Here is a 23,598-nt window from a genome sequence, read left to right as displayed (position 1 = left end):
AAATTAAAACCGCGTGCTTTTCAGAAACTCAGCCAGACGCGGCGATTGCGGGCGTTCGAACAGTTCCTTGGGAGGCCCCTGCTCTTCGATCCGCCCCTGATTCATGAAAACGATTTTGTCCGAAACCTCGAAGGCAAAACGCATCTCGTGGGTCACCAGCAACATGGTCATGCCGTCTTCGGCCAGGCCCTTGATCACGTTGAGCACTTCGCCGACCAGTTCCGGGTCGAGGGCCGACGTGACTTCATCAAACAGCATCAAACTCGGGTTCATCGCGATCGCCCGGGCAATCGCCACGCGCTGTTGCTGACCCCCGGACAACTGACCGGGAAAGTGATTGCGCCGCTCCAGCAGGCCGACACGCTCCAGCCATTTTTCCGCGAGGACGACGGCTTCGTCCTTATGCATTTTCTTCACCTTGAGCAAACCCAGGGTGACGTTCTGCAACGCGGTCAGATGCGGGAACAGGTTGAATTGCTGGAACGCCATGCCGGTCATCGCGCGATGGCGGGCAATGACTTTTTCCGCGTGACGCACACGCTTGCCGTTGACCTCGTCATAGCCGATGGATTCACCGTCGAGCAGGATCTGCCCGCCCTGGAATTCCTCGAGCATGTTCACGCAACGCAGCAGCGTGGTCTTGCCCGAACCGCTGGAGCCGATCAGCGTGACCACGTTGCCGCGCTGCATGCTCAGATCGACACCCTTGAGCACTTCGACCGCGCCGTATTGTTTGTGCAGGCCACGGATGTCCAGCAACGCCTGAGGCTGTGAAGAAACTTGAGCTTGAGTCATGGCAAGGCCACCCGCTTTTCAATGTGCCGGCCGAGTAATTCGATGCCGTAGTTGATGACGAAGAACAGAAAACCGGCGAACAGGTAGAACTCCAGGGTCATGAAGTTCCGGGCGATGATCTGTTGCGTGCTGAGCAGCAATTCGGCGACGCCGATCACCGAGAGCAAGGTCGAGGCCTTGACGATTTCGGTGGACGAGTTGACCCAGGTCGGCAGGATCTGCCGCAATGCCTGAGGCAACAGCACGTAGCCGAGGGATTGGTAGAACGTCAGACCGATGGCCTGGCTCGCTTCCATCTGCCCGCGCGGCAAGGCTTGCAGCGCACCACGGACAATCTCAGCCACATGAGAACCGCAAAACAAGGTCAGACCCAAGGCGCCGGCCTGGAACGCGCTGATCTGCCAGCCCAGCGCCGGTGCCATATAGAAGCAGGCCAGTACCAGCACAAATACCGGTGTACCGCGAATCAGGTCGACGTAAAAACGGAACGGCGCGCGCATCCAGAACTTGCCGTAGGTCAGCACCAGACCGGTGACCACGCCGAGCGCAGTGCCGAGCAGAATCGCCAGCGCCGACACTTGCACACTGGTCAAAAAGCCCTGCCACAGCGGCTCACGCGCGACCCACAATTCATGTAACCAACTCGGAGATTCGTACATCGCAGCCTCCTATCGGCGGATCGCCAGACGCTGCTCGAGGTAACGCAGCAGCATGGCAATGAGGTAACAGGCCGCGACATACAACGCCGTGGTCACCAGCCAGGTTTCAATCACCCGGTAGCTCTCGACGTTGATCTTGCGCGCGTAATAGGTCAGCTCCGGCACCGCAATCGCGGCGGCCAGCGAGGTGTCCTTGAACAGCGAAATGAAGTTGTTCGACAGCGCCGGCAAGACATTGCGCAACATCACCGGCACGGTAACGTAGGCCTTGACCTGCCACTCGCCGAGACCGATGGCCAGCCCGGCCTCACGCTGTCCTTTTGGAATGCTCAGCAAACCGCCACGGAACACTTCGGTCAGGTACGCCCCGGCATACAACGACAGCGTGATGATGAACGAGGGAATCTTGTCCAGACGAATGCCCAGGCTTGGCAAGGCAAAGTAGATCAACAGAATCAACACCAGAATCGGCGTGTTACGCACCACCGTGACGTACACCGAAGCCAGCACCCGCAAGGCGCGATGCTTGGAGAGCAAGGCAAACGCCATCAGCAGGCCGATCACGCAGCCGATGGCGATCGACACCAGCGCCAGTTCGAGACCCAGACCGAGCCCCGCCAGCAAAGTGTCGAAATCGCGCCACACGGCGGCAAAGTTCAACTGATAGTTCATGGTCAGCAGTACCTTGAGCGGGGCGACGGGAATCGCCCCACTCTCACGGGATCATTTGAATTCGACTGGGAAACCGATGGCTGGGGAAGGCAGATCAACACCGAACCATTGTTTGAACGACGCCGCGTAAGTCGGGAATTCAACGCCGGTCATGGCTTCATGCAGCGCGGTGTTGACGAAGTTCAGCCAGTCCTGATCGCCGCGCTTCACTGCACACGCGTAGGTTTGCGGGCTCCACGCATAGCTTGGGCTGCGATAGCGGCCAGGATTCTGCACCATCAGGTATTTGACCGAAGACTGGTCGGTGGCGGCGGCATCGGCGCGACCGGAGTTAACGGCCTGATACATCAGATCGACGCTGTCGTACTGATCGACCTTGGCTTTGGGCAAGGCCTGATGCACCAGTTCTTCTGCGTAGACGTTTTGCAGCACGGCCACGGTGACGCTGTCGCCCGCGGCTTGCAGGTCTTCGATTTCCTTGTACTTGCTGTTGTTCGGCAGCAGCAGGCCGACGCCTTCGCGGTAGTACGGCAAGGTGAACGCGACTTGCTGCGCACGGCTGGCGGTGACGGTGATGAACTGGCAGCTCATATCGACCTTGTCGGTGAGCAGATTGGGAATCCGCGCATCGGACGACTGCACCACGAACTCGACTTTGCTCGGATCGTTGAACAGACCCTTGGCGACGATTCTCGCGATGTCGATATCAAAGCCCTGCAACTTGCCGTCCGCGCCCTGAAAGTGCCACGGCGCATTGGTGCTGCCAGTGCCGACAATCAATTTGCCACGGGCCAGAACACTGTCGAGCTTGCTGTCGGCTGCCTGGGCCATACCCATGACAGCGGACGAAGCCGCAAGAACAAAAACACACGCTTTGAACAACGAAGGACGGCGATGCATGGCAAGCACTCCAGAATGGTGTTTATTCCGCTATACCGGAACACGGTTTGTTACTACGGAATAGACAGCAGAAAGTGTGCCATAGCTTTGGCAATAAAACCCAGGCCTTCGGAAACATTAATCGGTTCAACAAGTTAGTCCGCGGATCTGCGCGCAACTATTGCCAGTAGAGGTTTGACCTTCGCTACTGAAGGCAACCGATTGGGAAGTAACGTCACATTTATGGGCATGTGCGCGACCGATTGATGCACAGATAATGCATTGAATCGGACTTGGAAAAATGGCTTGACCGCAAGTGACCGCTCATCGGATTTACCGCTCGACCTGTCAGAGTTGACAGTTGTTGACCGGTGAATTGATAGGCCTACTGGTCCGGACCGAACGGGTCAGGAACCGAACTTAAAATCTCAATAAGGACTTTTGAAATGGCCAATCTGATTAAAAATGGTGATTTTGCGAATCAAGGCGATCACTGGACAGCAACAACCCCGAGTAACGTCAGTTACGTAGTTGGTCACTGCATAATCGCGCCTCCTGACTCCATTAGTCAGGACGTTCTCCTGGGTAGCGAGGGCGGCGGTAAATTCATGATCTCGGCAAGAATGAAAACACTGCATGGCTATGCGGGCCGCATCACTGTGCAACCACATCCGACAGGCAACCCGGTTCAACTTGACGTCGGAGGTAACCAAGGCTGGACGATCAAGTTCCAAGAGTTCGACGCCCCTCTCGCGACACTCAAGTTCACGGTGACGGTAGAGTGCAATGACGGTACGTTTGATGAACTTGGCTCTTATTTCGGCGATGTAACGCTATCCAGGCTGCTCTGAGCCAATACTCTTGAAAGCAAGCTTTCATCTCGTGACGGCTTGCTTTCTCCGTGAACGCATCACCACTGCATTCCGAAAAAGGGAGTTTCCAATGGACTCGACAACCCCTTTCGAAGCCTTGCCGGCCACCTACCGCAAAGCCCTGAAAACCTGGCGCCCAGTGATCCTGTATTTCGCCAACGAACACTGCCCCGCCTGCGAATGGGCCGGCCCGATTTTTCGCCAGACGGCCGAGCCGTACCGGCATCGCGCCAATATCTACATGCTCAATACCAGCGAAACTGCCCGTCATCCGCTGGTCACCGGTACGCCCACCGTACTGTTCTACAAGAACGGCAGGCTGGTGAAAAAACTCAAAGGCATCGGCACGGAAGAAACCCTCGCACGGGATTTTGCCGAGCACATCGGCAAGACCAAAGCGCCCACTGTGCCCCGAAAGCGAACGCATGATCTGTCTTGGCTGCGTCAGACACTTCGTACTCTGCGCACTGTTGTACGTGCGCGTCTGCGGAGTCAGTGCTGAACAGGCTGAAGGTTCCGACGCCGCGTTAACCAAAAAGTCTCAGAGAAGGATAGGACATGACGAATTTGATCAGCAATGGCGAGTTTTACGAAGGCGAAAAAGACTGGTCAGTGAGCCTTCCAGAGCACGTGAAATTTAACAAGGATGACTGCGAGATCACTTCACCCGGATACATCAGTCAGGACGTCATTTTCCAATCTGAAGCCGAAGAATATGCACTGTCCGCCAGAATGAAGACTGCATCCGCCTCCACGGCTCGCGTGATATTGACGCTACATCCTGCTGGCGACGAACTTGAGTTGGCGCTGACAGACGATCCCAACTGGCAAGTGCGAACCGACTGGATCCTCGCGCCAGCCGGCACGACCGGAGCCACGGTCAAACTCCAGACAGATGGAGCAATCGGCGTCGCCGCCGCGCAACTTGGCAGTCTGACGCTAATGAGTCTGGAGACTAGAGAAGCGAAAAACACTCTTGAGCGAATCGTGGTGTGGTGGAGATCCCTGTTCGGTGCCAGGGGATAAATCCAGCGTGTCAGGCAACGGACGTCCTTTGGAAATCTATTTCAGCGCTTGGCAGCCTCTGTATAGATTTCGCCTCGCGCTCGCTTGCCAACGGCTATCACCGCGACCACCAATACTTCATCCTTGACCCGATACACCATCCGATATCCGGCGCTCCGCAGCTTAATTTTGTATGCATTACCGAGGCCTTTGAGTCGATCCGCCGGTACATGTGGATTAAGCAGCCGCTCCGCTAGTTTTTTCTTGAACTGATCTCGTAGACCTGCGCCCAGCTTCTCCCACTCTTTCCAGGCCTTTTCAGAAAATTCCAGCTCATAGGTCATCTATTGAGACCTTGATGGTGGGGTCGTTTTCTCGCTCCTTGCAAAGCGCGATCAACTCCAGATCATCAAGGCGCGTCATCATTGCCTCGTATTCTTTGGCAGGTACGCAATAAAACGCTGGTTCATTTCGGTTGAGAATCGCTACAGAGCGTCCACCTCCAGCAGCTACAGTGCCCATCGGATTTTTTTTCAATTCGGAAATACTCGCTACTACGTGAGAAAGAACGATGTGTGCCATTAAGGTGCTTCCTGAAGTACTTTTAACAGCACCTAAAATAGCACCCTCGAAGCTCTTAACTTCGATCCATTTGACGATACCACGTGATTTCCAACGACGTTTCTGTGTTGTCCGTCAGATATTTCTCGCACTTGGGTGGGAACAGGAAGGATCGCTACACTTTTCATCAGTAAATACTGCGGTGCCTGAACCCAAGCATTCACGAGCAGGCTCGCTCGCACATTTGCAACGCGTTCCAATGTGGGAGCGAGCCTGCTCGCGAAGAGGACAGTACAGTCGCCAGAGAACTCAAGTATTACGCGGCAGCGCGCACCAACAACACCCGCGTCACCCGCCGCTCTTCCACGGCTTTGACCGTCATGTGCCAGCCTTCAAGCTCCAGACGATCACCGATCACCGGCAATCGATCCAGAAGGCTCATCACCAACCCGGCCAGGGTCTGATAGTCCTCGGTCGGCTTGGCGCCAAACCCGGTGCGTTGGCGCACCCGCGCCAGGTTGAGCGCACCGCTGACCATAAACCCGCCCTGCTCCTCGACGACATCCGGGCCTTCGATTTCGCTGGCATCCGGCAACTCACCGGCAATCGATTCGAGAATGTCGGTCATGGTCAACACGCCGACAAAATCACCGAACTCATTAACCACGAAAGCAATGTGCGTCGACGCAGCGCGCATCTGCTCCAGTGCGTTGAGGATCGAATAACTGTCGAGCAGGTTGATGGTCTTGCGCGCCAGATGTTCCAGATTCGGCTCGGTACCGGCCAGGTACTCCTTGAGCAGTTCCTTCTTGTGCACGAAGCCCAACGGCTCATCCACCGCACCGTTGCGAATCAACGGCAGACGCGAGTAGGACGAGTGCATCAAGCGGGTACGAATCGCCTCGCGGTCATCGGCCAGATCAATTGTGTCGACATCGGCGCGCACGGTCATCAGCCCGCGAATCGGCCGCTCGGCCAGTTGCAGCACGCCGCTGATCATCACCCGCTCGCGACGGTCGAACAGTTCGGCACTTGGCGCGTCACCGTCATCGAGCAGGTCGGAGATTTCCTCGCCGACGTCTTCCGCCGCCAGTTTGCGCCCGCCCAGCAAGCGCATGACCGCGTGAGCAGTACGTTCGCGTATCGGTCGCAGGCCTTGCATCGAACGTTTGCGGCGAGCCCGGGCAATCTGGTTGAACACCTCGATCAGAATCGAGAAGCCGATGGCGGCATACAGATAGCCTTTCGGAATGTGGAAGCCCAGACCTTCGGCGGTCAGGGCAAAACCGATCATCATCAGGAAGCCCAGACACAGCATGATTACCGTCGGGTGCGCGTTGACGAAGCGCGTCAACGGCTTGCTGGCAACGATCATCAAGCCAATCGAGATGATCACCGCAATCATCATCACCGCCAGTTCATCGACCATGCCCACGGCGGTAATCACCGCATCCAGCGAGAACACCGCGTCGAGTACCACGATCTGCGCAACGATCGGCCAGAACATCGCATAAGCGCTGTTGGTCGTGCGTTCACCGACATGACCTTCAAGACGTTCGTGCAATTCCATGGTCGCCTTGAACAGCAGGAACACACCACCGAACAGCATGATCAGGTCACGGCCGGAGAAGCTCTTGTCGAATACCTCGAACAACGGCTGCGTGAGGGTCACCAGCCAGGAAATACTCGCCAACAGGCCCAAGCGCATGATCAGCGCCAGCGACAGGCCGATAATCCGCGCACGGTCGCGCTGATGCGGCGGCAGTTTGTCCGCCAGGATTGCGATGAACACCAGGTTGTCGATACCCAGCACCAGTTCCAGCACGATCAATGTCAACAAGCCTAACCAGGCTGTGGGATCCGCTAACCATTCCATAAAACGTCTCGATCTCTCTCAGTAAATTCAGGCTGCCGGACACGGCAAAGCGCAACGCGAAAGCTCTGGAGCCGCGTTAGCAACGATAGTCGGATGTCGGAAAACTGGATGTTGCGAGTGCATCAAGACCGCGCCATGGCGCGAGGGGAAGCGGTAACTGGGAGGCTCCGAGAGGGTGTTCATGTAGATCCTGAATGAAAAATGGCCTTGGAGCGTACAGGCTTTGGGAACATTTCCTACAGCGGCAAATCATTTCAAAATCTGTACGCCGTCAGCTTTGCTTCCTCCTAACGGGTTAAGGGAGGACAGCACCTGCGCTGAGTGCCGCGGGCCACAAACCTTGTCCCGAAGTGTCGGCACTCTGGGCGCAGATCCGCGACCGGTTGTACCTCGGTCGCGCCCGTCAGCACTGGCCACCGTATTGCCTGATGGCCGCTGAAGCCTCACACACTATTGCATCAGCCATCAAACGAGTAACGCTGGATAATTCCAGTGTAATTTTTTACCCGGTGGTTTGCTCCGCCCAGAGACTTCAAGACCAAGTCATCGTATATCTTCAATATTTCGTCAAGCCGATTGTATTCGGCTATATTTTTTTCATATTGGGTGGTCGTGCCCATGGTCAGTGTTCTGATCGCTTTCATCTCAAAGATGTCTGACCTCTCATTAACGGAACGTAGCAAGTTCGAAAAACAGAGTGGAGTCGCCATTGCAATAGCCAAAAGGGTGAGCAGTGCGTTGTACTCCCCGTCCTCCAGAACCTTTAAATCGTCGGATTTGAGGCTAACTTTGATCAAACGATAGACATTCAGAAATCGAAGTGCACGTCGAGGCGATGCCCCCATGAACCGCGCCAGTTTTTGCAGCGTTTGCGTCTCGCCTTCGGTGAGGCGCATCGGTTCCGACGCAACACCTTCAACATTGACGACCTCGACCGGGAGAGGCATATCAGGAACCGGAACAACACCGTTCATCGACTCCGCGTTCTTTATTCTTTCCAGTTGGCTCTTCAAAAACTGCTCACTCGATGCACTGTCCATTGGGCGCATCCAATAGGGTATCTGGAAGATTTTCTCCAAGTAATCAGACACAGACGCGGTCTGAGATTGCTCTTCATTACCCGTCATCAAATTCGGGTAACGCTCAAGCAATGCCTTGCGCACCCAACGCACATCTACAGCAACCATGACCACAAACAACGGGAAAGTAAGCAGCAGATGCACAGCCTGCAGTACTTCGACGACCTTATCCGGTGGGCAACGATCCAGGTCGTCGATGTATAGCGCAATACGTTTGAACGATCGAACTTCATCGGGTGGTTGTGTTGCAGCGGCACGCAACTTCTCGATGTCACTCTCCTCCAGTAGCCCGCCATTGGCTTCCAGAAACGCCTCCATCTTCGCTACGAATGCCTCTCGCTCTGCCTCGACCGACTCACGAAGACTGCTCGCCTCAGCCACATTGAAGGCCAGCTCTTCGAAATCCTTGCGTACTGTAGCGATCAACCCAAGGTGCTGCGCATAGTCACCGTCAGTCGCACGAGCGCGAACAAACTTCTTCAAACGCCCCGCACCGGTTCCCTGAGAGAAATCGTGTGTTGCGTGAGCCAACTGTTCACTGGTGACTTGCACCAAGGCCTTGGCCTCATCGACGGCTGCATTCATCCTCGCCAGATCTTGGCTTGCCACCTTAAATGTCCCTTGCTCCTTGGCAAGCCGACGATTGATGACGTCATCCAGTGCCTTCTTGCCCGACTCCAGCTTCTCCAGTGCGCCGCGAATTTTGCCCCAGACGTAACGCAGGCGCGCAGTGACAGCTGTCACTGCAACACTCAACAGGATCAGATCTTCATGCAGGCTGCCTAACGAAGGAACCTGGTTTTTTAGCACTGTCAGTCCTGTCGCAATCCATGGCAATGCCAACACGAGCCCCGTGAAAACGCCCACGCTCCTCCAACTCAGTAATTGAGACTTGTAACCGCTGGCGAGCAATTTCGCCCTTACGGTCTCGTTGCGCAGAGCATTGGATACCTCTTGAAAGTCTTTGACGTCCACAGCCAATGTGTCGATCCCAAGCAACTGCATGGCGCTCGTCATCTGGTTTTTTGCAGTTTCAACCTCTTCATCTTTATTTTCGGCGCCCAATATTTTGCTCAGCGTTTTAAAATAGATCATGGGCGAAGAAACAACTTTTGCGTGAGCATCTTCCAGTTCTTTACGAGCCTTGAGCAGTTGTTCGGCGGCCGCACGTTGGTCCCGGCGGCGCCGAACCAATTCCTTCGCCGCATCCAGCGTCAACATTCGAGAAGTTGATAAATGCTCGAGCAAAGGGTCGCGTACCTCAGGATTGTGCTTCGTGTACCAGCGATCCAGTTCAATGAACAAATGGTTGACCAGACTCGCCCACAGATTGGTTTCTGCGTAGTGCCAAGCATTGAATCGAATCTGTACGACATCCGTATGGAAGGCTTTAGAACCCGCTTCGGGTGCTTGGACGCTTGGTTCTCCCTTGATCAAACGCTCGATGTGCTGATAGATCAGCCGCATGAAAAATGACTTTCCGCTGCCCCAGTTGCCAAATAATCCGATGGCTAGAGGCGGAGTGAAATCCTTGGCTACGGCAAGGCGTGCAAAAGCTTTAGCTTCATCGTTGGCACCCAGGCGATCGTCTAGATCAGTTGCCCAAGGATCATCATTCTGAGTAATTACAATGGAGGTAGTGGCTGGGCGGCTGGTAGGCTTTTCCTGGCCCGAGACAAAGACCTGCGCCACCTCCTCCACCTCATCGGACACCTGAAGTGGTGGATCTTTTCGAGGTTCCTCTGATACTGCGGAAGTTTTATTCGATGCCGTCTTGGACTTTTCACGTACAGGTTGCAGGGTTTCTGGTGCTCGATAAAGATTTTCAGGCGGAATACGCTGCCTTGAACGCTGTCCCTCTAATGGGTCCGTTTGGTGCCGGTAAGTCGAACTTTCGTCGGGCCTAGTCGAGTTCGTGTCACGCTTTTGCAAGCTCTCGTCAGGTCTTTTCGAATTCTCGTCACGCTTTTGCGAGCTCTCGTCAAGTTTTTTCGAATTCTCTCTTTTGTTATCCATGACACGCTCCAGCTCGTACGAGCAACCCAAGAATAGATTTGGTGAATAGGTCAAAAAACGCTAACGTCCGGCAAAGCGCAGACGTGACAGCTGGCGCAAATCCCCTTCGAGGTAGTAATCGTTGGTCCAACTGTCGTCTATCGCCAATGGACTCACCTGCTTCAACGCCAGTTTCTTCGCGAAATAACGAAAGCGGTAATGCTCGTAGAACCGCAGCAGTTCCAGACCATAGCGGTCGGCAAGATCGGTGTCGCCACGAATGATCAGGTAGTTTTCATCATTGCCATTACTGGCCGAAGCGCTGAGGTTGTGGCTGCCGCTGATGATGGTCGGGGTGTCTGTGGTGAAGTCAGTGACCACCGCTTTGGTGTGCACCAGCAGATTGCCTTTCTGGCCTTTCATGTTCTCGCGCAGCCAGCCTTCCAGCCCGGTATTGAGCAACGCAGTGGCGGCGAATTCGGCGCTGCGGTCGGCGTGGAATCCGCTGATGCGACTGGCAGTGTTCTGCAGACCATAACGCAGAATGTCATCGTGCGGCTGGCCGAGTAACGCGTTAAGAATCGCGTCCGGCAGCGAAAACGCCGTGACGAACAGCACGTCCTTTTTTGCCGCGCTGATGATCTCAACGAACGCTTTCAGGTCAGCCCCGCCGGTACGCGGTGAAAAACCGGCGAATAACGGCTGTTGCGCATTCATCGGGTTGTGTTCGGTGACCCAGTCGCGGGTTACACCGACATCATCCGGCTGCACCCAGATCTGCTCGAACATTTGCAGATAACTGGCAGCAACCGATTCGTCGTCCAGCACATGCACCACATTGGCCTGACGATAGACCCCGTTGGCGGTGAAGTTGGTGCTGCCACACAGAACCGCTGCAGGCTGATGCTCGCCGCTGCCATCGACGCGACTCAGAACGATGAACTTGTTGTGAAAGATGTTATGGGTCACCCGCCCGCGTTTGCTCTCGAGCGGCAGCGCCGCCAGACTCGCTTGGTTGATCGTGGTGTCTTCGTCATCCAGCCGCGCGTGATACAGCACCCGCACCTTTACGCCCCGCGCGAATGCCGCGTTCACCGCCTCGATGATCGCCTGCAATTGGTATTCATAGATGGCAATGTCCAGCGCCCATTGCTCGTCGACGGCGCGCTCGATAAAACCCAGCAAGCGCCCGAGCAAGCCGTTTTCCAGCCACTGACGGGCCGCATCGGGCCAGGCTTCGATGGGCATGTTTTTGTTGGCGCTGATCTGTGCGTCGAGATCGGGAAACTTGCGCTGGAATGCCTGACTGGCGGCAACGGCGCGATTGAAGATCACGCTTTGGTTGCTCGGGTGACCGTCATCGGAAGTGATCGTCAGCTCCAGCGATTCACCCAACTGCACGGCGTCGGCAGAGCCGTAGGCCAGGTGCACACGATAGTGAAGGGTCATGCCCGGATTGACCGCGTAATCGGCCCAGCGAAATTTCTGCAGCGGGGCGGTATCGCTCGGTGTGGCGTGGAACTGCGCAAAGGTGTGCGGCTTGCCGGGGAAGGTCAGGCTGTTAAACAGAAACAACCAGGGTTTGGCGCCCTGCTGCTTTTCGATGGCAAACCCAAGCAGGCCTTTGCGCCGGGGCTCGGCCAGATCCATGGCGAGCAGCACGCCGTTGGTGCCGGCGTAGGCTTTGACGCGGAAATCGTCTGCGGGATTGCTGACCAGTACGCGCATCGCTCACTCCTTGTGATTGGGGCTGGGTGCAGCATAGAGCAGGGATGCGGGTTTGAGTGTTTAAATGAAAAACCGAGGTGATGCCTTCGCGAGCAGGCTCGCTCCCACATTTGAACGCATTCCAGGGTGGGAGCGAGCCTGCTCGCGAAGACGTTCGAACAATCGCTGAAAAGCTCAGAGAGAAATCAGCTCATCGATATGTCGATACTCTGACCCCAACGCCTCGGCCAGATCCCGCGCCCGCCCCAACCGGATCGGCCCGCGCTCGATATCGATCAACAACCCCGGACACGCCAGCGCCGGCAATCCCGACCACTGTTTCAAACGCCCATCGGTCACCACCAGCAACCGCTGCTGCTCCGCAGGAAAACGCTTGCGCCGCACCGCCAGCCATTGCTCGGCCTGCATCAGTGCCGGCATTAACGGCGTGCCACCGCCAGCGCCCAACGCCTCCAGCCAGGTATGCAAACCGCTGGACGCCTTCAACCCTTGCACCTGCCATTTCGGCGCCGCGCCACTGGCCGTCAACAACGCCAGGCGCGCACGTTGGCGGTAAGCGTCATCGAACAGTTGCGCGAGCAGGCCTTTGGCATCGCTCAAAGCCTGATGGCGCCGTGTCGAGGCCGACGCATCGACGATGACCAGCCATAGTTCATGCGGCGAGCGCGTGCGCAGTTGAAACAGCAGATCCTCACGCCCCCGAGGACACCCGTTGAGCAACGTGCCCGGCCAGTTCACCGTACCGCTGCGAGCGGCATGACGCTTGCCTTGGCGTCCGTTGTCCAGCCGTCCGGCGCGGGGTCTGGCATTCGCCCCCGCGTCGGACCGGGGGCGAATGCCTAAGGCTTTTTTGGCCAGCTCGGCACTTCACGGCGAGCGCCCGTGGCGAGCGCGGGCGCCGGCATGTCACCCCACTGGCCCTGCCCTTCGCTCGGCGAAGCCTGAGCCTCGGCGGGTGATTGGGCTGATTGTTGAGGGCTCGATGCCGGTTGCTCGCGACGACGATGGCGCAGGGCAAACTCGGCCACGGCGTCGATATCTTCTTCACCAATCACCTCAGCCCCGCGCCATGCAGCATGAGCCCGGGCGGCGCGCAACCAGACCAGGTCGGCACGCAGACCATCGACCCCGGCGGCAAAACAGCGCTCGGTAATCTGTGCCAGCGACACGTCGTCCAGCGCTATGTTGACCAAGGCAACGCGAGCGGTTTCGCAGCGAGTACGCAGGGCTAGTTGCTCAGCTTCCCACTGCGCGCAGAACGCTTGCGGATCGCTGTCGAAATCCAGTCGCCGACGAATGATCTGTCCGCGTTCGGTCGGTGCCGTGTGGCCACTGAGGGCGACGTTCAAGCCGAAGCGGTCGAGCAACTGAGGACGCAACTCGCCCTCTTCCGGATTCATGGTGCCGATCAGTACGAAGTTCGCCGAATGCCGATGGGAAATACCGTCGCGCTCGATCAGGTTGGTGCCGCTGGCGGCGACATCGAGCAGCAGGTCGACGAGGTGATCTGGCAGCAGATTGACTTCATCGACGTAGAGCACACCGCCGTCAGCCTTGGCCAGCACACCCGGCGAAAACTGCGCACGCCCCTCACTGAGGGCAGCGTCGAGGTCGAGGGTGCCGACCAAACGTTCTTCGGTGGCGCCCAGCGGCAAGGTGACGAATTGACCACTGGCGAGAAGATCGGCCAGGCCACGGGCCAGCGTGGACTTGGCCATGCCACGCGGGCCTTCGATCAACACACCGCCGATTTTCGGGTCGATGGCGGTGAGGCACAGGGCGAGTTTCAAGTCATCGGCGCCGACCACGGCGGAGAGCGGGAAATGTGGTGTGTCGGTCATTTGGGTTTTCTCTGTCGTGGTCGTGGGTGTACTTGGCATTGTGGGGTGTCAGTTGGGGTGGCCCTCACCCAGAGGAAGAGGGAACTGAGCGAGTTGCTTTTGCAAGGTACGCCGACCTGAATTATCGAGTTGACTTCGATTCTGAACAGCACACAAATCGGCTCCCTTTCCCCCTCGCCCCCTTGGGGGAGAGGGCTGGGGTGAGGGGGTGACTTTCCTGAGGACGCTACATATCTTCCTCTATATCCAGCAGCAGATTTTCCAGCGCCTCTTTATAAGCCCCCGGCTCCTGCCACATCCCCCGCTGTTGCGCCTCAAGCATGCGTTCGGTCATATCCCGCAGCGCATGCGGATTATGCTCGCGAACAAATTCCCGAGTCGCCGGATCGAGCAAATAAGCATCCGCCAACAACGCGTACTGGTGGTCATCGATCAACTGCGTGGTGGCATCGAACGCAAACAGGTTATCAACCGTCGCCGCCATTTCAAACGCACCTTTATAGCCGTGCCGCTTGACCCCGTCGATCCATTTCGGATTAGCCGCCCGCGAGCGAATCACCCGGTTCAGCTCTTCTTTCAAGGTGCGAATCTTCGGCAGATCCGGCTGGCTGTGATCGCCGTGATAACTGGCCGCCGCTTCGCCGCGCAGGGTTTCCACGGCGGCGAGCATGCCGCCCTGGAACTGGTAATAGTCGTTGGAATCGAGCAAGTCGTGCTCGCGATTGTCCTGATTTTGCAACACCGCTTGCACCTGACTCAGGCGCTGCACGAATTGTTCACGGGCGGCGGTGCCTTCGTCGGAACCGCCGTAAGCGTAGGCGCCCCAATTCAGATAAACCTCGGCCAGATCGTCGCGGCTCTGCCACAAACGCCCGTCGATAGCGCCCTGCACGCCCGCACCGTAGGCACCGGGCTTGGCCCCGAAGATTCGCCAACCGGCCTGACGCCGCGCCGTTTCGTCATCAAGACCCGATTGCAGCAAAGACTCACGCTCGGCGCGCACTTTAGCCGCCAGCGGATTGAGATCGTCCGGCTCATCCAGTGCCGCCACTGCTTGCACAGCAGCGTCGAACAGGCGGATCAGGTTGGCAAAGGCATCGCGGAAGAATCCGGAGACTCGCAGGGTGACATCAACGCGCGGGCGGTCGAGCAGGCTCAGCGGCAGAATCTCGAAATCATCGACACGCTGACTGCCAGTGGCCCACACCGGGCGCACGCCCATCAGCGCCATGGCCTGGGCGATGTCGTCGCCGCCGGTGCGCATGGTCGCGGTGCCCCACACCGATAATCCGAGCTGACGCAGGTGATCGCCGTGGTCCTGCAGGTGACGCTCGAGAATCAACGTCGCCGACTGGAAACCGATGCGCCATGCGGTGGTGGTCGGCAGATTGCGTACGTCGACCGAGTAGAAATTGCGTCCGGTCGGCAGCACGTCGAGGCGACCACGGCTGGGCGCGCCGCTCGGGCCGGCGGGGACGAAACGACCGCTGAGGGCGTCGAGCAGGCCGCGCATTTCAGCGGGGCCGCAGGCGTCCAGGCGTGGGGCGACGACTTCGCGCAGATTGTCGATGATTGCGCCGACTTCAGCCCAACGCGGTCCTTGTAGGAGTGAGCCTGCTCGCGATGGCGGTGTGTCAGGCAAATCTGTATCGAATGACACTCCGCTATCGCGAACAGGCTCACTCCTACAAGGGGATTGCAGCGTCTGGAAAATCAGTTCAGTGGCAAACAGTTCGAGGCGTTCGCGGGTGTCGCCGGCGGTGCGCCAGACTTCGTCGCTTTGCTCTTGCAGCTCTGCGGGACGCGGGCCGGTCCATGGATCGGCCAACGCACAGTCGAGCGGATCGAAACCAAGTTCGAATGCTTTGGCCAGTGCGCGCAGCAGGCTCGACTGCGCGCCCTTCCCGTCTCCGCGCGGAATACGCAACAACGCCAACAACGTATCAATGCGCAATCGCCCGCTCGGTGACTCGCCGAAAATGTGCAAGCCATCGCGAATCTGCGATTCCTTCAAATCACACAAATAGGTATCGAGACGCGGCAACCAGATCGCCGCGTCGGCGTCGCTGTCCATCCCGGCGTCGAGTTGCAGTTCGCGGTCGATCTGCGTGTCCCGCACCAGTTGCAGAATGTCGCGCTGCAACTCGCGGGCGCGACGCGGATCGAGCAACTGCGCTTCGTAATATTCGTCGGCCAGCAGCTCCAGATTGCGCAACGGCCCATAGGTTTCGGCGCGGGTCAGCGGCGGCATCAGGTGGTCGATGATCACCGCTTGCGTACGCCGCTTGGCCTGGGCGCCCTCGCCCGGGTCATTGACGATAAACGGATAGATGTTCGGCAGCGGCCCGAGCACTGCGTCCGGCCAGCAGTTTTCCGAAAGGCCAACGCCTTTGCCCGGCAGCCATTCGAGGTTGCCGTGCTTGCCGACGTGAATCACGCCGTGGGCGCCGTAGGTGTTGCGCAACCAGAAATAGAACGCCAGATAACCGTGCGGCGGCACCAGATCGGGATCGTGATAGACCGCGCTCGGATCGACCTGATAACCGCGCGCCGGCTGAATGCCGACGAAGGTCAGGCCGAAGCGCAGACCAGCAATCATCATCCGCCCGTCGCGGCACATCGGATCGTTTTGCGGCGGGCCCCAGCGTTCGACAACGGCGGCGCGATTGGCCTCGGGCAGCGCATTGAACATCGTCAGGTACGCGTCCATCGCCAGGCTTTGCTGGCACGGGCGCAGATCAATCGTGTCGAGATCGTTGCTGACGCCGCCGAGCAATTGCTGGATCAACTCGGTGCCGCTGCCCGGCAGTTCAGCGGTGAGCGGATAACCCTCAGCCTGCAACGCGCGCAGGATATTCAGCGCCGCTGCGGGCGTGTCGAGGCCGACGCCGTTGCCGATGCGTCCGTCGCGGGTCGGGTAATTGGCGAGAATCAGCGCAATGCGTTTTTCGCCATTCGGCACCCGTGCCAGAGCAATCCAGCGCCGCGCCAGTTCCGCGACAAAATCCATGCGCTCAGGCTGCGCGCGGTAGCAGACCACATCGGACTGGCTGCGCTCACTGCGCCAGGCCAGATCCTTGAAACTGATCGGCCGACTGATGATGCGCCCGTCGAGTTCCGGCAAGGCAATGTGCATCGCCAGATCCCGTGGCCCCAGACCTTGCTCACTGTCACGCCAGCCGGGCTCGTTGTCCTGCGCGCAGATCGCCTGGATCACCGGAATATTGCGGCGAAACGGCCGCAGATGCGGCGCTTCAGGGCTGGACTGAGCGAATCCAGTGGTGTTGAGAATCACCCCCGCCTCGACTTCATCCAGCCAATCCTCGACCACCGCCAGGCAGCCGGGTTCTTTCAGACTGGCCAGCGCGATCGGCAGCGGATTCAACCCCGCTGCCTGCAAGCGCTGGCAGAAAACATCGATGAACGCGGTGTTCGCCGCTTGCAGGTGCGAGCGGTAAAACAGCACCGCCGCCACCGGGTTTTCCGGCAGCCATTCGGCTTGCCAGTCACTCAGTGCGGCGCTGGTTTTGTTCGGGTGGTAAATCGCCGTGCGCGGCAGGGTTTGCGGTTCTTCCCAGGCGTAATCGCGGGCGAGCCAACGGCTGGCCAGACAGCGGAAGAAATCCAGCGCGTTGCCCAGACCGCCCTGACGCAAAAACTGCCAGAGCCGGTCGCGATCTTCTGCATTGACGGTGCTCAAGTCGCTGAGCTCCGGATCGGGACGGTCATCGCCCGGTACCAGAATCACCTGCACGCCACGTTCGGCTAGCTCGACCAAGCGCTCGACGCCATAACGCCAATAGGCAATGCCGCCGTGCAGCGAGATCAGAATGACCTTGGCGTGACGCAGCACTTCGTCGACATACAGATCGACCGAAGCGTGATTCTGCACCTGCATCGGATTGGCCAGACGCAGGCTCGGATAATCTTCCGGCAACTGCTGCGCGGCTTCGGCGAGCAGCGCCAGGCTGGAGTCGCCGCTGCACAGGATCACCAGCTCGGCGGGGGTTTGGCCAAGGTCGGCAATGTTGTCATCCGAGACGAAACCGCCGGGCTGAGTCCTGAGCAGGTGCATGGTTTAAACGCTGAGCGCAGCGCGCAGTTGCGCTTCGAGTTGGGCGGCGTCGAGTTCCTGACCGATCAGCACCAGACGCGTGACGCGCGCTTCCTCGGCACCCCACTGACGGTCGAAATGCTTGTCGAAACGCGTGCCCACGCCCTGGATCAGCAAACGCATTGGCTTGTTCGGAATGGCCGCAAAGCCCTTCACGCGCAAGATGCCGTGCTTGACCACCAGTTGCGTCAGGGCGTCGAGCAGTAGGCTTTCATCAGCTTGCGGAAGTTCGATGGAGATCGAATCGAAGGCGTCGTGATCGTGGTCATCGTGGTCGTCATCGCCTTCACCGTGGTGGTGATCATGGTGGCTGTGGCGGCTGTCGATGTGTTCTTCGGAACCGGCGCCGAGGCCGATCAACACGTCCAGTGGCAGACGGCCGTTGCTGGCTTCGATGATTTTGACGGCGGGCGGCAATTCTTCGGCGACTTCTGCGCGAACGCGAGCGAGGTCTTCCGGGCTGGTCTGATCGGCCTTGTTGAGGATGACGAGGTCGGCGCTGGCCAGTTGGTCGGCGAACAGTTCGTGCAGCGGCGATTCGTGATCGAGGTTCGGGTCGAGTTTGCGCTGCGCATCGACTTGATCCGGGAACGCGGCGAAGGTGCCAGCGGCTACGGCCGGGCTGTCGACCACGGTGATCACCGCGTCAACGGTGCAGGCGCTGCGGATTTCCGGCCACTGGAAGGCTTGCACCAGCGGTTTTGGCAGGGCCAGGCCCGAGGTTTCGATGAGGATGTGATCGAGGTCACCGCGACGCGCGACCAGTTCACGCATCACCGGAAAAAATTCTTCCTGAACGGTGCAGCACAGACAGCCGTTGGCCAGTTCGTAGACGCGGCCGGTGGCTTCTTCTTCGGTGCAGCCGATGGTGCATTGCTTGAGGATTTCACCGTCGATGCCCAGCTCGCCGAACTCATTGACGATCACCGCGATGCGACGGCCTTGGGCGTTATCGAGCATGTGCCGCAGCAGCGTGGTTTTGCCCGAGCCGAGGAAGCCGGTGACGATGGTGACGGGGAGTTTGGCCAGTGTTTTCATCGGTATGCCCTTTGGCAAGCGGCGGGCATACGGGACGAGAACCGGCCACGCGCGTGCGCGCCGGAAGCGTTCGCCACCGGATCACCCCGCCCGGTTGTAGTGAGAATCTGTGACGAGGCAGGTCTCCTGGCTGACGGTGTTCAGGCATTGGGCCTGGCGTTGGCTGCGCCTTCCCGCTGGCTCATGGGTTGAGCTGGCAGTGGCGTGGCAGCGAACATCACCGTTCACAGTTGCGGGGGCAGCCGCGGCATTGACCGCGTTCCCTTCTTAGCTTCGGCAACGGCCGAAGAACCTCGAAAGCGCAAGGCTACGCATGGTGTGGTTTTGGGTCAATGCTTTGGGGGTTTTGGATTGGGGGCATATCCGTTGCTGCGGGTGCTGCTTCTGGCGGTTTCGCTCTTACAGCGAGTCCCTTTTTCAAACGCCAAAAAGGAACCAAAAGGCTTTGCCCCGGCGTACGGCACTTCGCTGAGGCTCAGTGTTCCCTCGCTACGGTGTCCATCCGGGGGCATCGCCTACGGTTTGCTTCGCTGCACCTCCTCTCGATGTGTGCGGCTTCGCCGCACGGCGCTACGCGCCTACCCCCGGATGAACACCTTCGCTCGGCCTGCCGAAGGGGCAAAAGATCAAAAGCCAAAGCCAAAGCCAAAGCCAAAGCAGGATCAAAAACCAGATCAAGAGCCCCTCACCCTAGCCCTCTCCCCAAGGGAGAGGGGACTGACCGAGGTGTTTGGGAGAGCTACGCCGACGTGCGATACCGAGTTGAACTCAAGCTTTGAAAAGCCCAAAAATCGGCCCCCTCTCCCTCGGGAGAGGGCTGGGGTGAGGGGAAGCACCACCACAAATCCAAAGCCGACCACGCCCCGCTCTTCACCACTCAATAGGCCGAGTGTCAGCTCGCCTGCTCTTGATCTTGATCCACGGGCGACGTCGGAAGGCTGAGTGGAGGGATTGATCCGGGCGTGGGAGCGTAGCGACCGTTTGGCGCAGCCAAACACAGCGAGAGGAGGTGCAGCGAAGCAAACCGTAGGCGCTGCGCCCGGATCGATCCCGGAGCGAAGGAACCCCGAGCCCCAGCGAGCGGGCCGCACGTAGGAGCAAGCCTTTTTGGTTACTTTTTCGGCGTCTGGAAAAAGTGACCCGCCGTAAGGGCGGAACCCTAATCAGCCACACCCGCAGCAACGGATATACACCCAAAAATTGACCAAAACCCCACCCCCATGCTCTCCTACACAACTTGTTACGGGTGCCCTTCACAGGGTGAAACGGGAAACCGGTGAATCATGTGCTTTACTCAGAGCCATGTCAGTCCGGTGCTGCCCCCGCAACGGTAAGCGAGCGAAGCGTCAAAACCACTGTGTCTGTACGGCATGGGAAGGTGACGCTTGCAGGTCGGCATGACGCCAACCCCTCGTGAGCCCGGAGACCGGCCCGCAACACACAGCCCGCACCTTGTGCGTCGCTGAACATAACAAACCCGCGGTGGGCGGGCGCTGTTCGAACCTCTGCGAGCCCGACCCGCAGGGGTTTTCATGCGCTCGATTCACCCACTGACATTCCAGAGGGAAGCGCCATGTCGATCATCAGCAGCACCGGCAGCAACACGGACAAAATCGCCAGCACCACCACCCTGAGCCAACGCCTGGCCGCCGCGATCTTCGCGTCGATCCTCGGCGCCAGCCTGGTCTACTTTGCCGGTTTCTCGCACATCGAAGCGGTGCACAACGCCGCCCACGATACCCGCCACAGCGCCGCGTTCCCGTGCCACTGAGACCTGTCGACATGATCAAGCGTATTGCGCAAACCGCAGGTTTCACCGGTCTGCTGGCCGCCCTGCTCCTCACCCTGCTGCAAAGCTTCTGGGTGTCGCCACTGATTCTTCAGGCCGAGACGTTCGAGAAAGCCGAACCGGTTGCAGAAGTTCACGAACACGCCGCCGGCACCGCTGCGCACACCCACGACGCCGAAGCCTGGGAGCCGGAAGACGGCTGGCAGCGCGTGGTCTCGACCACGGGCGGCAATCTGGTCGTTGCCGTCGGTTTCGCCCTGATGCTCGCGGGCCTGTACACCCTGCGCGCGCCGACCAAAACCTCGCAAGGCTTGCTCTGGGGCCTGGCCGGTTACGCGACATTCGTACTGGCACCGACGATGGGCCTGCCACCTGAATTGCCGGGCACTGCCGCTGCTGATCTGGCCTCACGCCAGATGTGGTGGATCGGCACCGCCGCTTCGACCGCTGTCGGCCTGTCGTTGATTGCGTTCAGCCGTCACTGGCTGATGAAAATCCTCGGCGTGGCCATCCTTGCTGTGCCGCATGTAATCGGCGCACCCCAGCCGCAAGTGCATTCGATGCTCGCTCCCGAGGCATTGGAAGCTCAGTTCAAAATCGCTTCGCAGTTGACCAACGTGGTGTTCTGGCTGGCCCTCGGCCTGATCAGCGCCTGGTTGTTCCGCCGCAAAAGCGATGGCCAATACCACGCATGACCGATGACAGCGCAGCGCCGACCTTCGTGATCGGCCTGGGCTGCCAGCGCGGCTGCCCGGCCAGTACGCTGCGCGCGTTACTTGATCAGGCGTTACAGGCTCATCGGATTGAGCTGCAAGCAGTCAAGGCCTTGGCCAGTATCGACCTGAAGCGTGATGAGCCCGGTCTCCAGGAACTCGCCGCACAGCTGGCGCTGCCGTTGCTGTACTTCAGCAGCGCAGAACTGGCCAGTTATCAGGAACGACTCAGCCACCGTTCCGAGATCGCTTACGAACGTACCGGTTGCTATGGCGTCGCCGAAAGCGCCGCGCTGGCCCTTGCCGAACAGCTGATTCAGGCACCGGCAAAACTGCTGATTTCCCGGCAAAAATACGCTCAGGCCACCTTCGCATTGGCCGGCGCAGCATAAATTCCCGATAATCCCCGCCACCGATCATGAGCAATCTTCATCTGAAGCGATTGCCGTGCCCCTTTTTCACAGGATTCAACCATGACCGTTTACTTCATCGGCGCTGGCCCCGGCGACCCGGAACTGATCACTGTCAAAGGCCAGCGGCTGATTCGCAGCTGCCCGGTGATCATTTATGCAGGCTCGCTGGTACCGGCGGCGGTGCTGGACGGTCATCAGGCGCAAACCGTGGTCAACAGCGCTGAATTGCATCTGGAACAGATCATCGAATTGATCAAAACCGCGCACGCCAACGGTGATGATGTGGCGCGCGTGCATTCCGGTGATCCGAGCCTGTATGGCGCGATTGGTGAGCAGATTCGCTATCTGCGCGAGCTGAATATTCCATTCGAGATTATTCCGGGAGTGACGGCAACGGCAGCCTGTGCGGCGTTGCTGGGTGCGGAACTGACGTTGCCGGACGTCTCGCAAAGCGTGATTCTGACCCGCTACGCCGACAAGACCGCCATGCCGGCCGGTGAGGAACTGGGCAGTCTGGCGCAGCATGGCGCGACCATGGCGATTCATCTGGGGGTTAACCATCTGCAGAAGATTCTGGTGGAACTGCTGCCGCATTACGGCGCGGACTGCCCGATTGCGGTGATTCACCGGGCGACGTGGCCGGATCAGGATTGGGTGATGGGAACGCTGGCGGATATCGCCGGGAAGGTCGAGGCCAAAGGGTTTCGGCGTACGGCGTTGATTCTGGTGGGTCGCGTTTTGGGGAGTGAGGTGTTTAGCGAGTCATCGCTGTATCGCGCCGGGCATGCGCATCTTTATCGACCTTGAAGGCCCTTTCGCGAGCAGGCTCGCTCCCACATTGGGAATGCGATCAAATGTGGGAGCGAGCTTGCTCGCGAAGGCTTTCTTGAATTTCAGCCATAAAAAAACGGCGCTCACGGGGCGCCGTTTTTCATGTCCGCAGCGAACACCTTAGTAATAGGCGTTTTCTTTCTGCGTGTGGTCGGTCACGTCGCGAACGCCCTTCAGTTCAGGGATTCGCTCAAGCAAGGTGCGCTCGATGCCTTCCTTCAAGGTCACGTCCGCCTGGCCGCAGCCCTGGCAACCGCCACCGAACTGCAGCACGGCAATGCCGTCTTCCACCACATCGATCAGGCTGACCTGACCGCCGTGGCTGGCCAGCCCCGGGTTGATCTCGGTTTGCAGGTAGTAGTTGATGCGCTCGTTGACCGGGCTGTCGGCGTTGACCATCGGGACTTTGGCGTTTGGCGCCTTGATGGTCAGCTGGCCGCCCATGCGGTCGGTGGCGTAGTCGACGACGGCGTCATCGAGAAACGCTTCGCTGAAATGATCGATATAAGCGGTGAAGCTTTTCAGCCCCAGCGCGGTGTCTTCAGGTTTTTCTTCGCCCGGCTTGCAGTAGGCAATGCAGGTTTCGGCGTACTGGGTGCCAGGCTGGGTGATGAAGACGCGGATGCCGATGCCCGGGGTGTTCTGCTTGGAGAGCAGATCAGCCAGGTAATCGTGGGCGGCGTCGGTAATGGTAATAGCGGTCATGGAAACTCCTCGCAGGCTTGGGCGCAGTTTACG

The 23,598-nt window shown here is 58.7% G+C and carries 21 protein-coding genes and 2 riboswitches; of the genes, 7 read left to right on the top strand and 14 right to left on the bottom strand.

Annotated elements, in window-relative coordinates; genetic code table 11:
• Positions 1 to 3: 3 nt before the first annotated feature.
• The 4 genes from AB4N44_RS00455 to AB4N44_RS00440 are packed head-to-tail and all read right to left on the bottom strand — an operon-like array spanning position 4 to position 3,026.
• Positions 4 to 795: an amino acid ABC transporter ATP-binding protein gene (locus AB4N44_RS00455; protein WP_110719164.1), complete on the bottom strand. Its 792-nt coding sequence runs from the start codon at positions 793 to 795 to the stop codon at positions 4 to 6.
• A complete protein-coding gene (locus AB4N44_RS00450; protein WP_460110735.1) occupies positions 792 to 1,454 on the bottom strand; it encodes an amino acid ABC transporter permease in 663 nt (220 codons plus the stop codon). The genes AB4N44_RS00455 and AB4N44_RS00450 overlap by 4 nt, the downstream gene beginning before the upstream one ends.
• 9 nt (positions 1,455 to 1,463) lie before the next feature.
• On the bottom strand, positions 1,464 to 2,126 hold the full coding sequence (locus AB4N44_RS00445) for an amino acid ABC transporter permease (RefSeq protein WP_003225455.1): 663 nt from the start codon (positions 2,124 to 2,126) through the stop codon (positions 1,464 to 1,466).
• Between the two features lie 51 nt (positions 2,127 to 2,177).
• Complete coding sequence (locus AB4N44_RS00440) at positions 2,178 to 3,026, bottom strand: transporter substrate-binding domain-containing protein (protein WP_007912334.1); 849 nt, start codon at positions 3,024 to 3,026, stop codon at positions 2,178 to 2,180.
• 425 nt (positions 3,027 to 3,451) lie between these two features.
• Here AB4N44_RS00440 and AB4N44_RS00435 point away from each other — a divergent pair, with 425 nt between their 5' ends.
• From AB4N44_RS00435 to AB4N44_RS00425, 3 genes are all read left to right on the top strand, one after another.
• Entirely contained in the window at positions 3,452 to 3,856 is a 405-nt protein-coding gene (locus tag AB4N44_RS00435) for a hypothetical protein (RefSeq protein WP_150774548.1), read from the top strand.
• A 91-nt stretch (positions 3,857 to 3,947) separates the two neighbouring features.
• Complete coding sequence (locus tag AB4N44_RS00430; protein ID WP_455805594.1) at positions 3,948 to 4,379, top strand: thioredoxin family protein; 432 nt, start codon at positions 3,948 to 3,950, stop codon at positions 4,377 to 4,379.
• 56 nt (positions 4,380 to 4,435) lie between these two features.
• Complete coding sequence (locus tag AB4N44_RS00425; RefSeq protein WP_127927111.1) at positions 4,436 to 4,903, top strand: hypothetical protein; 468 nt, start codon at positions 4,436 to 4,438, stop codon at positions 4,901 to 4,903.
• Between the two features lie 41 nt (positions 4,904 to 4,944).
• On the opposite strand, the gene AB4N44_RS00420 is transcribed toward AB4N44_RS00425, so the two are convergent.
• The 9 genes from AB4N44_RS00420 to cobW all read right to left on the bottom strand — a co-directional run bounded on the left by AB4N44_RS00420 (position 4,945) and on the right by cobW (position 19,114).
• Complete coding sequence (locus AB4N44_RS00420; RefSeq protein ID WP_127927109.1) at positions 4,945 to 5,226, bottom strand: type II toxin-antitoxin system RelE family toxin; 282 nt, start codon at positions 5,224 to 5,226, stop codon at positions 4,945 to 4,947.
• On the bottom strand, positions 5,216 to 5,464 hold the full coding sequence (locus AB4N44_RS00415; RefSeq protein ID WP_038368375.1) for a type II toxin-antitoxin system Phd/YefM family antitoxin: 249 nt from the start codon (positions 5,462 to 5,464) through the stop codon (positions 5,216 to 5,218). The genes AB4N44_RS00420 and AB4N44_RS00415 overlap by 11 nt, the downstream gene beginning before the upstream one ends.
• 295 nt (positions 5,465 to 5,759) lie before the next feature.
• The gene (locus tag AB4N44_RS00410) at positions 5,760 to 7,319 is read right to left on the bottom strand and encodes a TerC family protein (protein ID WP_150774546.1); all 1,560 of its coding nucleotides are present in this window, start codon (positions 7,317 to 7,319) and stop codon (positions 5,760 to 5,762) included.
• A 458-nt stretch (positions 7,320 to 7,777) separates the two neighbouring features.
• Positions 7,778 to 10,414 carry a P-loop NTPase fold protein gene (locus tag AB4N44_RS00405; protein ID WP_127927105.1) on the bottom strand — a complete coding sequence of 879 codons (2,637 nt, stop codon included), beginning with the start codon at positions 10,412 to 10,414 and terminating at the stop codon, positions 7,778 to 7,780.
• Between the two features lie 60 nt (positions 10,415 to 10,474).
• Complete coding sequence (locus tag AB4N44_RS00400; protein WP_150752040.1) at positions 10,475 to 12,121, bottom strand: phospholipase D-like domain-containing protein; 1,647 nt, start codon at positions 12,119 to 12,121, stop codon at positions 10,475 to 10,477.
• A 174-nt stretch (positions 12,122 to 12,295) separates the two neighbouring features.
• Positions 12,296 to 12,958: a vWA domain-containing protein gene (locus AB4N44_RS00395; protein WP_460111659.1), complete on the bottom strand. Its 663-nt coding sequence runs from the start codon at positions 12,956 to 12,958 to the stop codon at positions 12,296 to 12,298.
• A gap of 2 nt (positions 12,959 to 12,960) precedes the next feature.
• The gene (locus AB4N44_RS00390; protein WP_460110739.1) at positions 12,961 to 13,962 is read right to left on the bottom strand and encodes an ATP-binding protein; all 1,002 of its coding nucleotides are present in this window, start codon (positions 13,960 to 13,962) and stop codon (positions 12,961 to 12,963) included.
• Positions 13,963 to 14,188: 226 nt separating this feature from the next.
• On the bottom strand, positions 14,189 to 18,037 hold the full coding sequence (gene cobN, locus AB4N44_RS00385) for a cobaltochelatase subunit CobN (protein ID WP_460110741.1): 3,849 nt from the start codon (positions 18,035 to 18,037) through the stop codon (positions 14,189 to 14,191).
• 3 nt (positions 18,038 to 18,040) lie between these two features.
• A complete protein-coding gene (cobW, locus tag AB4N44_RS00380; RefSeq protein WP_016984348.1) occupies positions 18,041 to 19,114 on the bottom strand; it encodes a cobalamin biosynthesis protein CobW in 1,074 nt (357 codons plus the stop codon).
• 99 nt (positions 19,115 to 19,213) lie between these two features.
• Positions 19,214 to 19,425, bottom strand: a riboswitch (cobalamin riboswitch).
• Between the two features lie 916 nt (positions 19,426 to 20,341).
• Positions 20,342 to 20,563: riboswitch (cobalamin riboswitch) on the top strand.
• 124 nt (positions 20,564 to 20,687) lie between these two features.
• Here cobW and AB4N44_RS00375 point away from each other — a divergent pair.
• The 4 genes from AB4N44_RS00375 to cobM all read left to right on the top strand — a co-directional run bounded on the left by AB4N44_RS00375 (position 20,688) and on the right by cobM (position 22,836).
• Positions 20,688 to 20,885: a CbtB domain-containing protein gene (locus AB4N44_RS00375; RefSeq protein WP_122844784.1), complete on the top strand. Its 198-nt coding sequence runs from the start codon at positions 20,688 to 20,690 to the stop codon at positions 20,883 to 20,885.
• An 11-nt stretch (positions 20,886 to 20,896) separates the two neighbouring features.
• Positions 20,897 to 21,598, top strand: a complete 702-nt coding sequence (locus tag AB4N44_RS00370; RefSeq protein WP_127927092.1) for a CbtA family protein — start codon at positions 20,897 to 20,899, stop codon at positions 21,596 to 21,598.
• Positions 21,595 to 22,008: a cobalamin biosynthesis protein gene (locus tag AB4N44_RS00365; RefSeq protein WP_127927090.1), complete on the top strand. Its 414-nt coding sequence runs from the start codon at positions 21,595 to 21,597 to the stop codon at positions 22,006 to 22,008. The genes AB4N44_RS00370 and AB4N44_RS00365 overlap by 4 nt, the downstream gene beginning before the upstream one ends.
• A gap of 81 nt (positions 22,009 to 22,089) precedes the next feature.
• Positions 22,090 to 22,836 (top strand): precorrin-4 C(11)-methyltransferase, encoded by a 747-nt coding sequence (cobM, locus tag AB4N44_RS00360; RefSeq protein WP_460110743.1) that lies wholly within the window; start codon positions 22,090 to 22,092, stop codon positions 22,834 to 22,836.
• 144 nt (positions 22,837 to 22,980) lie between these two features.
• Here the strand turns inward: cobM and nfuA are convergent, their stop codons facing one another.
• Entirely contained in the window at positions 22,981 to 23,565 is a 585-nt protein-coding gene (nfuA, locus tag AB4N44_RS00355) for a Fe-S biogenesis protein NfuA (RefSeq protein ID WP_007912592.1), read from the bottom strand.
• Positions 23,566 to 23,598 lie beyond the last annotated feature (33 nt).

It is taken from the genome of Pseudomonas sp. S3_C06, from assembly GCF_054667675.1.
Note: the sequence above shows the minus strand (reverse complement) of the source record. Positions and strands in the feature narration are given on the sequence as shown.